Source organism: Accumulibacter sp., from assembly GCF_029255285.1.
GTDB lineage: Bacteria > Pseudomonadota > Gammaproteobacteria > Burkholderiales > Rhodocyclaceae > Accumulibacter.
The window spans coordinates 61,210-73,570 of the sequence record NZ_JAPUVI010000024.1; the positions used below are offsets into that span (position 1 = coordinate 61,210).

Consider the following 12,361-nt stretch of genomic DNA (forward strand, 5'->3'; position numbering starts at 1 on the left):
CCGGCAGACGGTTCGCAGGCAGCTAAACCCGGTCGCGACCCGAGCTTGCGCGCTCCCATTTCCCGATGCCCGTCGACCACTACGAAAATTTTCCTGTCGCGTCGCTGCTGCTGCCTCGATGCCTGCGCCGGCCAATCGAAGCGATTTATCGTTTTGCCCGCTCTGCCGACGACATTGCCGACGAAGGCGACGCTACCGAGGCCGTCCGCTTGCAGCGTCTGGCCGACTACCGCCGCCAGCTGACGTACATCGAGCGCGGTGAGGCACCGCCAGACCCGCACTTTACTGACCTGGCGACGACCATCGGCGAGTGGCACCTGCCGATCCAGTTGTTCCACGACCTGCTGGACGCGTTTGCGCAGGATGTGGTGAAAAAGCGTTATGACGACTTTCCGGAACTCCTCGCCTACTGCCGACGCTCGGCCAATCCGGTTGGCCGCCTACTGCTGCATCTGGCCGGGCGGGCCAGCGACGACAACCTGCAGCGTTCAGACAGCATCTGCACTGCCTTGCAACTTGTCAATTTCTGGCAGGACGTCGCGATCGACTGGCAGAAAGGCCGCGTCTATCTGCCACAGTCCGACCTCGCGCGCTTCGGAGTTGCTGAAGCGGCGATCGCTGCCGGGTGTTGGAGTAGCGAATGGGCCGCCCTGATCGAGTTCGAGAGCGACAGGGCGCATCGGCTTATGCAGCAGGGGGCGCCACTGGTCCACCACCTATCCGGACGTCTCGGCTGGGAAATCCGTTTGACGATACAAGGCGGCCTGCGCATTCTGGAGAGAATTCGACGCGTCCGTGGAGATGTCTTTCGGCACCGCCCGGTCCTGGGTTTCAGCGACTGGTGGTGCATCGGGTGGCGTGCACTGTCCATGTAAGTCGTGCCAGAATGACTGCCCAGAGGAATTCTTGAGATCACGCATGACGCCCGACGAATACTGCCAACAGAAGACCGCCCGCAGTGGCTCCAGCTTTTACTACAGCTTTCTCTTTCTGCCGCCACCGCAGCGGCGCGCCATCACGGCACTCTATGCCTTCTGTCGAGAGGTCGATGATGTCGTCGATGAGTGCCAGGATCCGCAGCTTGCCAGCAGCAAGCTGGCCTGGTGGCGGCAGGAGCTGACCCGCCTCTACGCCGGCCAGTCGCAACATCCGGTAACAAAAGCCTTGCAGGCCGTAGCGGCGGACTATCATCTGCCGGAAGAACAGTTGCAGGAAATCGTCGATGGCATGGAGATGGATCTCCATCAGTCGCGCTATCTCGATTTCAAGGCGCTCTCGCTGTACTGCCACCGCGTCGCTGGCGTTGTTGGGCTACTGGCGGCCGAGATATTCGGCTACCACGACCGCAAGACGCAGCGCTACGCACACGATCTCGGACTGGCCTTTCAACTGACCAACATCATTCGCGATGTCGGCGAAGATGCGCGCAGGGGTCGCATCTACCTGCCGATCGACGAGTTGCAGCGCTTCGGCGTCACCGCCGCCGACATCCTCAACGCGCGCCACAGCGATGACTTCCGCCGCCTGATCGAGTTCCAGATCGCTCGTGCCGAAAGCTATTATGCGCAGGCCATCGACCTGTTACCCATCTCCGACCGCCGTGCCCAGCGCCCGGGACTGGTCATGGCGGCCATCTACCGGACGCTGCTCGACGAGATACGACGTGACGGCTGTCAGGTGCTCACGCAGCGTACCTCATTGACACCGATCCGCAAGCTTTGGATCGCCTCGCGGACCTGGCTGCGCGGATGAGGGTGGCGATCGTCGGCGGTGGCTGGGCCGGCTTGTCGGCCGCCGTCGAACTCGCCGGAGCGGGAGTCACGGTCACCGTTTTCGAAGCGGCGAAACAGCTCGGCGGACGGGCGCGCAGCGTCGACCTTCGGCCAGGCCAGTTGGACAACGGTCAACACCTCCTCATTGGCGCCTATCACGAGACGCTGCGCCTAATGAGGGAAGTCGGCGCGGATCCCGAGCGGCTGCTCAAACGTCTGCCGTTCGAAATCTGCTTTCCCGGTAGTCAGCCTGCGTCCTTCCGGATGCGCCTGCCGAAACTGCGGGCGCCGTGGCACTTGGCGGCCGGACTACTGAGCTGTCGCGGCGCCACGCTGAGCGAAAAGTGGCGTGCCTTGCGCTGCATGCGCTCACTGCAACTGGCGGGATATCGGCTGGCGGCGGACGAAACGGTCGCCACGCTACTCGACGGCCACCGCCAGACCGGCAACCTCCGCCGTTACCTGTGGGAGCCACTCTGTCTGGCAGCACTCAATACGTCACCGGAAAATGCCTCGGCGCAAGTTTTCCTCAATACCTTGCGCGACAGCCTCGGCGGCCAGCCTACCGCGACCGATCTGCTATTGCCGGCAGCCGACCTCGATCAACTGTTTCCGGCACCCGCGGCGAGATTCATTGTCGCGCATGGTGGTACGATCCGCCTGTCGACCCGGGTCGACAGGCTGGACGGACACTTCACCGTCACTGGCGAGCCCTTCGACTGTGCGGTGCTCGCCGTCGGCCCGCAGCACGCAGCGGCATTGCTCGCCACACGCGACGAAACACGACCCCTGGCGCGGCTGTTGGCCGACTACCGCTTCGAGCCGATCGGCACGGTCTACTGCGCCTACCCGCCGGAACTCCGCCTGCCCTGGCCAATGCTGGGCCTTGCCGCAGGCGATGCGACACGGCTTGGCCAATGGGCCTTCGATCGCGGCGCGCTAGGCGGCACGGCTGGACTGATCGCCTTCGTACTCAGCGGCCACGGCCAATGGGAGCAGGTGGACAACCAGACGCTGGTCGCCGCCCTGCACGGCGAACTGGCGAGCGTGCTGCGTGTCCGCTTGCCGCCACCGACTTGGCATCAGGTCATCCGCGAGCGGCGCGCCACCTTCTCCTGCCGCCCCGGCTTGGCGCGGCCGCCATCGGCAAGCGCGCTGGCCGGACTGTGGCTGGCCGGCGACTACGTTTGCGCGGACTATCCGGCAACCCTCGAAGCTGCTGTACGCAGCGGGGTGACAGCGGCGCGAGCCATACTGCTCAAGTGATCTCCTCGATCTGTCCGGCGTGCATCCGCATCCGGCGCCCGCAACGCGCCGCGATCTCCTCGTCATGCGTAACCAGAATCAAGGTCGTGCCACGCTCGGCATTGATGGCGAACATCAATTCGATGACCTGGTGCCCGGTCGCCGCGTCGAGGTTGCCGGTTGGTTCGTCGGCGAGAACGAGTTGCGGCCCGGGAGCGAAGGCGCGCGCCAGAGCAACGCGTTGTTGCTCGCCGCCGGAGAGATGTTTCGGATAGTGCTTCAAACGCTGCGCGAGGCCGACGCGCTGTAACCAGTATTCGGCCTCGGCACGCGCCTTCGGCAAGCCAGCCAGCTCGAGCGGCAACATGACGTTTTCTATTGCGGTCAGCGAAGGCAACAATTGAAAATTCTGAAAGACGAAGCCCAGCAAGCGCCCGCGGAGGACGGCCCGGGCATCCTCGTCGAGAACGCCAAGCCTTTCGCCAGCCAGGACGACCGAGCCACTGCTCGGCAGGTCGAGGCCGGCCAGCAAGCCGAGCAACGTCGATTTCCCGGAACCGGACGCGCCGACGATGGCTACCGTTTCACCAGCGGCAACAGCGAACGAAATCTCGTGCAGAATGGTCAACGGCTCGCCAGCGTTATCCACTCGCTTGGCGAGTTCACGAACCTCAACGACCATCGATGCCTCTCGAACCATGTTTGCTTCCCTCGGCTACCGTTGCCTGCTGCTCGCCGCTCTGATACTGGCCACGCCGACGATGTGCGCGGCAAAGACCATACTCGTTTTCGGTGATTCGCTGTCAGCGGGTTACGGCATCCGCCAGGATGCGGCGTGGCCGGCTTTGCTCGGCAAGCGCCTGCAGGACAGGAAGCTGGATTATAGCGTCGTCAATGCCAGCATCTCGGGAGAAACCAGCAGCGGCGGCCGAGCCCGCATCGACGCCGCGCTGGCCAAGCACTCGCCACAGATCGTCATCGTCGCGCTCGGCGCCAACGACGGCTTGCGTGGCCTGCCGCTGACGCAGTTGCGCGACAACCTCGGTGCCATCGTCGCCAGCGCGCAGCAACGGCAGGCCAAGGTCTTGCTGGTCGGCCAACGCGTGCCGCCGAACTATGGCAGCTACGCCGAGCAATTTCACATGACGTTCGCCGAAGTAGCGAGGGCCCGAAAGGTAACACTGGTAGACTTCCTCCTCGACGGCGTCGCGACGCAGGCACAGCTCTTTCAAGCGGACAACCTTCATCCGACGGCCGAAGCGCAGCCTCTGCTGCTCGACAATGTCTGGCGCGGACTCGCCCCGCTGCTAAAATGAGCGGCCTCCGATTCCAGACGCTTCTGGCATGAAACATGATATTGCTTCCGTCGAGCGACTCGACGAACTGACCAGTTTCGACGAGATCATCGACGTCCGCTCGCCTGCCGAGTTTGCTGACGACCACATCCCGGGGTCGATCAACTGCCCGGTCCTGGACAACCAGCAACGCATCGAAGTCGGCACGCTCTACAAACAGGTTTCCCCCTTCGAGGCGAGAAAGATCGGCGCAGCGCACGTTTCCGAGAACATCGCCCGGCATTTGAAAGCAAACTTTTTCGACCGCCCGAAGAGCTGGCGGCCGTTGATCGTCTGTTGGCGGGGCGGCCAACGCAGCGGCTCGCTGACCTACGTGTTGCGGCGTATCGGCTGGAACGCCCAGCAACTTGAAGGCGGTTATCGGACCTATCGTCGTCTGGTCATCGAGCGCCTGTCGGAACTGCCTCGCCGCCTGTCGCTAAAGGTCGTCTGCGGCGCTACGGGCAGCGGCAAGAGCCGCATCCTGCAAGCCATCGGTCGACTCGGCGAGCAGATTCTCGATCTCGAGGAACTCGCCTGTCACAAAGGTTCGGTGCTCGGCATCCTGCCGGGCTCGGCGCAGCCGTCGCAGCGCTTGTTCGAATCCCAACTGCTGACCCTGCTACAGGGCTTCGACCCCGATCGTCCGGTCTATGTCGAAGCGGAAAGCCGCAAGATCGGTACGCTGCATCTCCCCGCGGCGCTCATCGAGACGATGCGCGCCAGCCAGTGCATCAACATCGAAGCGTCCTTTCCAGCCCGCGTCGATTTTCTTCTCCGCGACTACGACTACTTTCTGGCTGCGCCGCAATGGCTCAACGCCTGCCTGCAGCCCTTGCGCGGTCTGCACAGCAGTGAAACCCTGTTGCGCTGGCGGCACTACGCGGACAGCGGCGACTGGCGACCACTGGTCAGCGAGTTGCTCGAGCAGCATTACGATCCGCTCTATCGCCGCTCGCAAAGCCGCAATTACACGGGCTTCAGGGCATCGGCCAGCGTCACCACCGACGATCTGACGGCAACCGGAATCGAAGCCGTGGCCCGCCGACTCTGCGACCGATAAAAGAAACTCTCTTCTCTCGTCGTCCTTCATTTATCATGCCCGTGCTTCTCTGGAGATCACGGCATGGCACAAGGCAGACGCGATAACCCCGTTGTGGTCACCGAACATGGACGGCGACCCTACCAGCAGAACGTGCATATCGGCAAGCACCACTTGATCGCCGACGAGCCCACAGACCTGGGCGGTACCGACGCCGGGCCGGCTCCCTTCGACCTCCTCCTCGCCAGCCTTGGCGCATGCACTTCGATAACCTTGCGCATGTACGCCGATCGCAAGAGACTGCCGCTGACCGGGATCAGCGTCGCTTTGGCGCACGACAACGTCGAGGTCGAAGGGCGCAAGGTCGATCGAGTCTCGCGCACCATCGCTCTGCAAGGCGAGCTGACGACCGAGCAGCGTGACAGCCTGCTGACCATCGCCAACAAGTGCCCAATGTATCGCACGCTGCAGTCGGCAATTGTCATCGAGAGTGCGCTCGCCGACGCCGGCTCGCCGGCGGTCGAGTGAGCGACCACGGCGCAAACGGCCGCTTTTTTTCGCCAAGGTACGACGCCGTGCCGTCTGTCCGAGCACCCTAGGGCCTGGCTGACCCTACTTCTACAGTGGAGAATTTCACCGCAAAGCGTCTTTGGAGCTTCCCGCCTAGAGACTTCCCGATGCGTCTATGGTAAAATTGGTGCGGCGCAACATCCACCTGTACCGCACCTCGCTGAAGAGGTGAAAGGGCCCATCATGCTAGAACATCACTACCTCACCACTCTGTTCGAACCCAAATCCGTCGCCGTCATCGGCGCTTCCGACCGCGAAGACTCCGTCGGCAATGTTCTCTTCCGGAACATCCTCGACTCCGGTTACAAGGGCCGCCTCTACCCGATCAATACCGCCCACGACACCATCCAGGGAGTACAGGCCTACAAGTCGATCGAAGAAATCAGTGCCCGAGTCGAGTTGGCTGTAGTCGTCACGCGACCGCAGACCGTCCCGAAGATCATCGAACAATGCGGTCGCAGCGGGGTCAAGAACGCGATAGTGATCACTTCCGGCTTTGCGGAGGCCGGCCATTCGGGTGCCGCGCTCGAACGCAAGATGATGGAAATTGCCCGCAGCTACGGCGTCCGTCTCCTTGGTCCGAACTGCCTGGGCGTCATTCGTCCGAACCTGGGCCTCAACGCGACATTTGCTCGCGTCAAAGCCAACGTCGGCCATCTGGCACTGGTTTCACAATCCGGCGCCATCTGCTCGGCTGTCCTCGACTGGGCGACCGCCAATCGTATCGGTTTTTCGAGCGTCATCTCGCTCGGAGGGACCGCCGACGTCGACTTCGGCGAGATCCTCGACTACCTGATTTACGATAACTTCACGCATTACATCCTGCTCTACGTCGAAGGCATCCGTGACGCGCGGCGCTTCATGAGTGCGCTGCGCTCGGCGGCCCGGATCAAGCCGATCGTTCTGCTCAAGGCGGGCCGCCACGCCGGTGGGCTGGCGGCAGTCGAAACGCACTCGGGAATGGCCGCCGGTTCGGACATCGTTTTCGAAGCAGCCGTCCGCCGGGCCGGCGTGGTTCGCGTCAAGAACATCGGGCAATTGTTCTACGCGGCCAAGGCACTCGCCTCGAAATTTCGGCCCCAGGGCAAGCGGCTGGGAATTATCACCAATGGCGGCGGCCCGGGCGCAATGGCGGCCGACCGCGCCGGCGACCTCGAGATCCCGCTCGCGGAGCTCTCAGCCAGCACGATCCAGACGCTGAACGCGGCCATGCCGCCAACGTGGTCGCAACGCAACCCGGTCGACATCGAGGGCGATGCGACGCCCAGGCGTTATCACGACGCAATTCTGGCCGTCGCTGAAGACACCGAAGTCGACGGCGTGTTGGTGATGCTGTCACCGCAAGCCATGACTCAGCCAATGGAAGTCGCCAAGGCGGTGATCGAGGTCGATCTGCTGACCGCGAAGCCGATACTGACCTGCTGGATGGGCGAGGAGCAGGTCCATGAGGCCCGCTCGCTGCTCGAAGACTCGGGCATTCCCTCTTTTCGCATGCCGGAAACCGCGGTCGAACTGTATTACCACATCTCCACCTACTACTGGAACCAGAAGCTGCTGCTGCAAACGCCGGCCCCCGTCTCCAAGCATGCGCGCCCGGAAACCGAAGGCGCCAAGATGCTGATCGAGGCGGTCCTGCAGGAGCGTCGCAAGCTGCTCTCGGAGATGGAATCGAAGGCCATCTTGCGTGCCTTCCGCATTCCAGTGGCGCAGACCATGGTCGCCCATACGCCGACCGAATCCCTGTTGCTGGCCGAACAGATCGGTTTTCCGATCGCCATGAAGATCGACTCGCCCGACATCGTCCACAAGAGCGAAGTGGGCGGCGTGCGGCTCAACATCACCAATGCCCCGGCAGCACGCAACGCGTATCACGACATCATCGAGACGGTTAAGAAAAGGCATCCGACGGCGCGCATCAACGGCCTGTCGATCGAACCCTACCTAGCGCGCCCGAACGGCCGCGAACTGATGATCGGCGTTTCCCGCGATGCGATTTTCGGCCCAATCATCACCTTCGGCGCTGGCGGTACCGAAGTGGAAGTATTCAGCGACCGCGCTGTCGCGCTGCCGCCACTGAACCGCTTCCTGGCCCGCGATCTGATTGCTTCGACGCGCGCCTCCAAGCTCCTCGGTGCCTTCCGCAACATGCCGCCGGTCAACCTGGAAGCGCTCGAAGATGTGCTGCTGCACGTCTCGCAGATGATCTGCGAGCTTCCCTGGCTGCAGGAACTCGATCTGAATCCGCTGATCGTCGATGAGAACGGCGCCATCGCCGCCGACGCGCGGATCGTCATCGATCACGCCGCCGCATCGGGTGACCGCTATTCGCACATGGCCATCCACCCTTACCCGGTGCATCTGATCCAGGACTGGGAGTTGCCGGATGGCCGGGTGGTGACGATTCGGCCGATTCGTCCGGAGGACGCCGAGCGCGAGCAGCAGTTCGTCATCGCCATGTCCGACGAAAGCAAGTACTACCGGTTCATGGATACCATCCGCGAGCTGACCCAGACGATGCTCGTGCGCTTCACGCAGATCGACTACGACCGGGAAATGGCGCTGGTCGCCACGATCCATGACAGCGAAGGCAAAGAAATACAGATTGGCGTCGCGCGCTACGTCACCAACCCGGACGGCGAATCGGTCGAGTTCGCGCTTGCCGTCGCCGACGACTGGCAGAAACACGGCGTCGGTCGCAAGCTGATGAACGCGCTGATCGAATGCGCGCGGGCCAAAGGCTATCGCACCGTGGTTGGCGACGTCCTGTCGATGAACACCAAGATGTTCAGCCTGATGACCAAACTCGGCTTTACGATCCACCCGCATCCGGACGATCCGGCCGTCAAGCGGGTCATCAAGCCGCTGAACAATTAGCCGGCCAGAGTTTCCAGGGGCCGGGGGCACAGGCAGCGCGTCAACCTACGCCGAGTCGAAGTCTTCGGCCCCGCCCCGCAAAAAGCCGCCGGTGAAGAAAACAGCCGGCGGCCTTTCTCGCTACGCGGGTGGCACTCCCAGTCCTATTGCGGCTCGAAATTGACGTCGTAAGGATAGGAACGAGGAGCTTCGGTAGACTCGCGACGCGCCTTCTCCTCGTCGAGATCGACCTTCCTGTCCCACCAAATCGCCCGACCTTGACGCTGATCGGCGAGCCATTCGGGGTGTCGAGCCATCATCTCGCGCATGAACTTGGTGTGATCGGACTCGTACAACGCCATCTCGCTTCCTCCTAAAAAAATCACCAATTTCCGTACGTTGCCGGCAAGCCGCTGTGTAACCGCAATTATACGCTCGCCGACGGCTTGCTGCCCGAAGCCCCAGCCGGCACGGCCGTATCAGTGAACCATGATCGGCCGCGCTGCGCCGGCACAGTACTCATCCAGCAACGCGTCTATTGACTGTTCGTCACGCTCGCTTTTGGGGATGCCGTCGATCGCCTGGCGCAAATCCCTGGCTACCGACCCCTGGATGAAGAGACTGCGGCCGGCCGCCTTGTCTAGCAACTCGAAGCTTTGTTGCACAGGGTAGGCCACGATCGCGTAGTGCGGACTGTTGTAGACGATGTTCATGTGTAACCCCTTTCCTGTCGAAGGCAGGATACGCCAGTTCATCCCAATGGGTGACCGCACATCCCGCGATCACCCCCAGTAAAAAAGCAAAATTCGTGCCCAAAATATCTGTCAGTTAGGCTTCATCCCTTTTCGAAGCGCATTATTCCGCCTTCGCCGACGACACGAATCGTGTCGCCCGCCGCAAACCGCCCCTCGAGGATGGCCTTGGCCAAAGGATCCTCGATCTGCGACTGGATCGCACGCTTGAGCGGGCGGGCGCCATAGACCGCATCGAAACCGGCCATCGCGAGCTTCGCCAAGACACCGTCACCCACTTCCAGATTCAGTTCGAGCTGCGCCAGGCGCTGTTCGAGGTAGGCCAGCTGAATCGTGGCAATAGCCTTGATATGCTGTTCGTCGAGCGCATGGAAGACCACGACTTCGTCGATCCGGTTGATGAACTCGGGCCGGAAATAGGTCTTCACTTCACCCATCACTGCCAGCTTGATCAACTGGTAATCATCGCCCGCCATCTGCTGGATCATCTGACTGCCGAGGTTGGACGTCATGACGATGACCGTATTCTTGAAGTCCACCGTCCGTCCGTGCCCATCGGTCATCCGTCCGTCGTCGAGGACTTGCAACAGCACGTTGAAGACATCCTGGTGCGCCTTTTCCACTTCGTCGAGCAAGATCACCGAATAGGGCTTGCGCCGCACGGCTTCGGTCAGGTAACCGCCCTCCTCGTAACCGACATAACCCGGCGGCGCACCGATGAGGCGTGACACCGAGTGCTTCTCCATGAATTCACTCATATCGACACGAATCAAGTGCTCCTCGGAGTCGAACAGGAAAGCGGCGAGTGCCTTGCACAATTCGGTCTTGCCGACACCCGTCGGGCCGAGAAAGAGGAACGAACCGTAGGGTCGGTTCGGATCGGCGAGACCGGCCCGCGAACGGCGAATGGCATTGGCGACCAGACGCACGGCCTCGTCCTGGCCAACCACGCGCTGATGAATTCTCTCTTCCATGCGCAACAGCTTCTCGCGCTCGCCCTGCATCATCTTCGACACCGGAATGCCGGTCGCCCGCGACACGACTTCGGCCACCTCCTCGGTACCCACCTCGGTGCGCAGCAGCGTGTTGCGCGAACGACCGTCGCCCGATTTCTCTGCCGCGCTCAGTTGTGCCTCCAGTTGGGGCAACTTGCCATACTGAATTTCGGCTACCTTTTCCCATTTGTTCTCGCGTTGCAGATGCGCCAGTTCGAGCTTCAGCTTATCGATTTCTTCCTTGATCTTGGCGCTGCCCTGCACCTGCGCCTTTTCCGCCTTCCAGATCTCGTCGAGATCGTTGTACTCGCGCTCCAGCTTGACGAGTTCTTCCTCGATCAGATGCATGCGCTTCTTCGACGCCTCGTCTCGCTCTTTGCGCACCGCCTCGCGCTCGATCTTCAGCTGTATCATCCGCCGGTCCAGTTTGTCCATGGCTTCCGGCTTGGAATCGATCTCCATCTTGATGCGCGCTGCCGCTTCGTCGATCAGATCGATCGCCTTGTCGGGTAGAAAGCGGTCGGTGATGTAGCGCTGCGACAGTTCGGCGGCGGCAACGATCGCTGGATCGGTGATCCCAACGCCATGGTGCAACTCATACCTCTCGCGCAGCCCGCGCAGGATGGCGATCGTCGATTCGACCGTCGGCTCGTCGACCAGAACTTTCTGGAAGCGTCGTTCGAGGGCGGCGTCCTTCTCGATGTACTTGCGGTACTCGTCGAGCGTCGTTGCGCCGACGCAGTGCAGGTCGCCACGTGCCAGCGCCGGCTTGAGCATGTTGCCGGCGTCGATCGCGCCCTCGGCTTTGCCAGCGCCAACCATGGTGTGCAATTCGTCGATGAAGACGATGATCCGTCCTTCGTCCTGTGCAATCTCCTTGAGCACCGCCTTCAGGCGCTCTTCGAACTCGCCACGATATTTCGCGCCAGCGAGCAATGCCGCCATGTCGAGGCTCAGCACCTTCTTGCCTTTCAGCGTTTCGGGAACTTCACCATTGACGATTCGCTGCGCGAGCCCCTCGACGATCGCCGTCTTGCCTACCCCCGGTTCACCGATCAACACCGGGTTGTTCTTGGTCCGCCGCTGCAGGATCTGGATCGCCCGCCGGATCTCGTCATCACGGCCGATCACCGGGTCGAGTTTGCCGGCTCGGGCGCGTTCGGTGAGGTCGATGCAGTACTTGCTCAGCGACTGACGCTGCCCCTCGGCCTCCTGGCTTTCGACCCCCTGGCCACCGCGCAGGGCGGCCACAGCCTGCTCGAGCGAAGGCCTCAGCAGGCCATGTTGTTTGAGCAGACGGCCACACTCGCCCTTGTCGTCGCACAGCGCGAGCAAGAACATTTCGGAAGCAATGAACTGGTCGCCGCGTTTCTGTGCCTCCTTGTCGGTGAGGTTCAACAGATTGGTCAGATCGCGACCAACCTGGACATCGCCAGCATGCCCTTCGACTTTCGGCAGACGACTGATCGCCTGAACGAGCGCCGTCTTCAGCGGCGCCACGTTAACCCCGGCATGGGCGAGCAGCGCTGTCGTCGAACTGTCTTCCTGCTGCAACATGGCGAGCAGCAAGTGTTGTGGTTCGATGAGCTGGTTGTCGTGGCCAATGGCCAAGCTCTGGGCATCGGCCAGCGCTTGCTGAAACTTGGTGGTCAGTTTGTCGAGGCGCATTCAGTGATCCTCCAGGTAAATATCGTCCTGCGCCCCAGATGGGGGCGTGCCGCGCCAAGTCAAGGGATTCTTGCGTCTGCCTCTCGGCGTACGTTTTTCTCTCGGCAAGGTGTGGCACAATCCGGCGATC

Annotated in this window: 11 protein-coding genes; 7 read left to right on the forward strand and 4 right to left on the reverse strand. The window is 62.1% G+C overall.

Features of this window, described 5'->3' with window-relative positions; genetic code table 11:
- Window positions 1-65: 65 nt before the first annotated feature.
- The 3 genes from hpnC to hpnE are packed head-to-tail and all read left to right on the forward strand — an operon-like array spanning window position 66 to window position 3,038.
- A complete protein-coding gene (gene hpnC / locus Q1M07_RS03355) occupies window positions 66-875 on the forward strand; it encodes a squalene synthase HpnC (RefSeq protein WP_300450685.1) in 810 nt (269 codons plus the stop codon).
- A gap of 43 nt (window positions 876-918) precedes the next feature.
- Window positions 919-1,752 carry a presqualene diphosphate synthase HpnD gene (hpnD, locus tag Q1M07_RS03360; RefSeq protein WP_300450688.1) on the forward strand — a complete coding sequence of 278 codons (834 nt, stop codon included), beginning with the start codon at window positions 919-921 and terminating at the stop codon, window positions 1,750-1,752.
- A complete protein-coding gene (gene hpnE / locus Q1M07_RS03365; protein ID WP_300450690.1) occupies window positions 1,749-3,038 on the forward strand; it encodes a hydroxysqualene dehydroxylase HpnE in 1,290 nt (429 codons plus the stop codon). Before hpnD ends, hpnE begins: the two co-directional genes overlap by 4 nt.
- Here the strand turns inward: hpnE and Q1M07_RS03370 are convergent.
- The gene (locus Q1M07_RS03370; protein ID WP_300450693.1) at window positions 3,031-3,717 is read right to left on the reverse strand and encodes an ATP-binding cassette domain-containing protein; all 687 of its coding nucleotides are present in this window, start codon (window positions 3,715-3,717) and stop codon (window positions 3,031-3,033) included. The two genes, hpnE and Q1M07_RS03370, sit on opposite strands and share 8 nt — an antisense overlap.
- 61 nt (window positions 3,718-3,778) lie before the next feature.
- On the opposite strand from Q1M07_RS03370, the gene Q1M07_RS03375 reads away from it, so the two are divergent.
- The 4 genes from Q1M07_RS03375 to Q1M07_RS03390 all read left to right on the forward strand — a co-directional run bounded on the left by Q1M07_RS03375 (window position 3,779) and on the right by Q1M07_RS03390 (window position 8,837).
- Complete coding sequence (locus tag Q1M07_RS03375) at window positions 3,779-4,333, forward strand: arylesterase (RefSeq protein ID WP_300450826.1); 555 nt, start codon at window positions 3,779-3,781, stop codon at window positions 4,331-4,333.
- 28 nt (window positions 4,334-4,361) lie between these two features.
- Window positions 4,362-5,414: a tRNA 2-selenouridine(34) synthase MnmH gene (gene mnmH / locus Q1M07_RS03380; protein WP_300450695.1), complete on the forward strand. Its 1,053-nt coding sequence runs from the start codon at window positions 4,362-4,364 to the stop codon at window positions 5,412-5,414.
- Window positions 5,415-5,477: 63 nt separating this feature from the next.
- Window positions 5,478-5,921, forward strand: a complete 444-nt coding sequence (locus tag Q1M07_RS03385) for an OsmC family protein (RefSeq protein WP_300450698.1) — start codon at window positions 5,478-5,480, stop codon at window positions 5,919-5,921.
- Window positions 5,922-6,146: 225 nt separating this feature from the next.
- Window positions 6,147-8,837, forward strand: coding sequence for a bifunctional acetate--CoA ligase family protein/GNAT family N-acetyltransferase (locus Q1M07_RS03390; RefSeq protein WP_300450700.1), 2,691 nt, complete (start codon window positions 6,147-6,149; stop codon window positions 8,835-8,837).
- Window positions 8,838-8,980: 143 nt separating this feature from the next.
- Here Q1M07_RS03390 and Q1M07_RS03395 read toward each other — a convergent pair whose 3' ends face one another.
- The 3 genes from Q1M07_RS03395 to clpB form a co-directional block, all read right to left on the reverse strand.
- Complete coding sequence (locus Q1M07_RS03395) at window positions 8,981-9,178, reverse strand: DUF3460 family protein (protein WP_300450702.1); 198 nt, start codon at window positions 9,176-9,178, stop codon at window positions 8,981-8,983.
- A gap of 117 nt (window positions 9,179-9,295) precedes the next feature.
- Window positions 9,296-9,529: a DUF3567 family protein gene (locus tag Q1M07_RS03400; protein ID WP_300450705.1), complete on the reverse strand. Its 234-nt coding sequence runs from the start codon at window positions 9,527-9,529 to the stop codon at window positions 9,296-9,298.
- A 122-nt stretch (window positions 9,530-9,651) separates the two neighbouring features.
- Window positions 9,652-12,231, reverse strand: coding sequence for an ATP-dependent chaperone ClpB (gene clpB, locus Q1M07_RS03405; RefSeq protein ID WP_300450707.1), 2,580 nt, complete (start codon window positions 12,229-12,231; stop codon window positions 9,652-9,654).
- Between the last annotated feature and the right edge of the window lie 130 nt (window positions 12,232-12,361).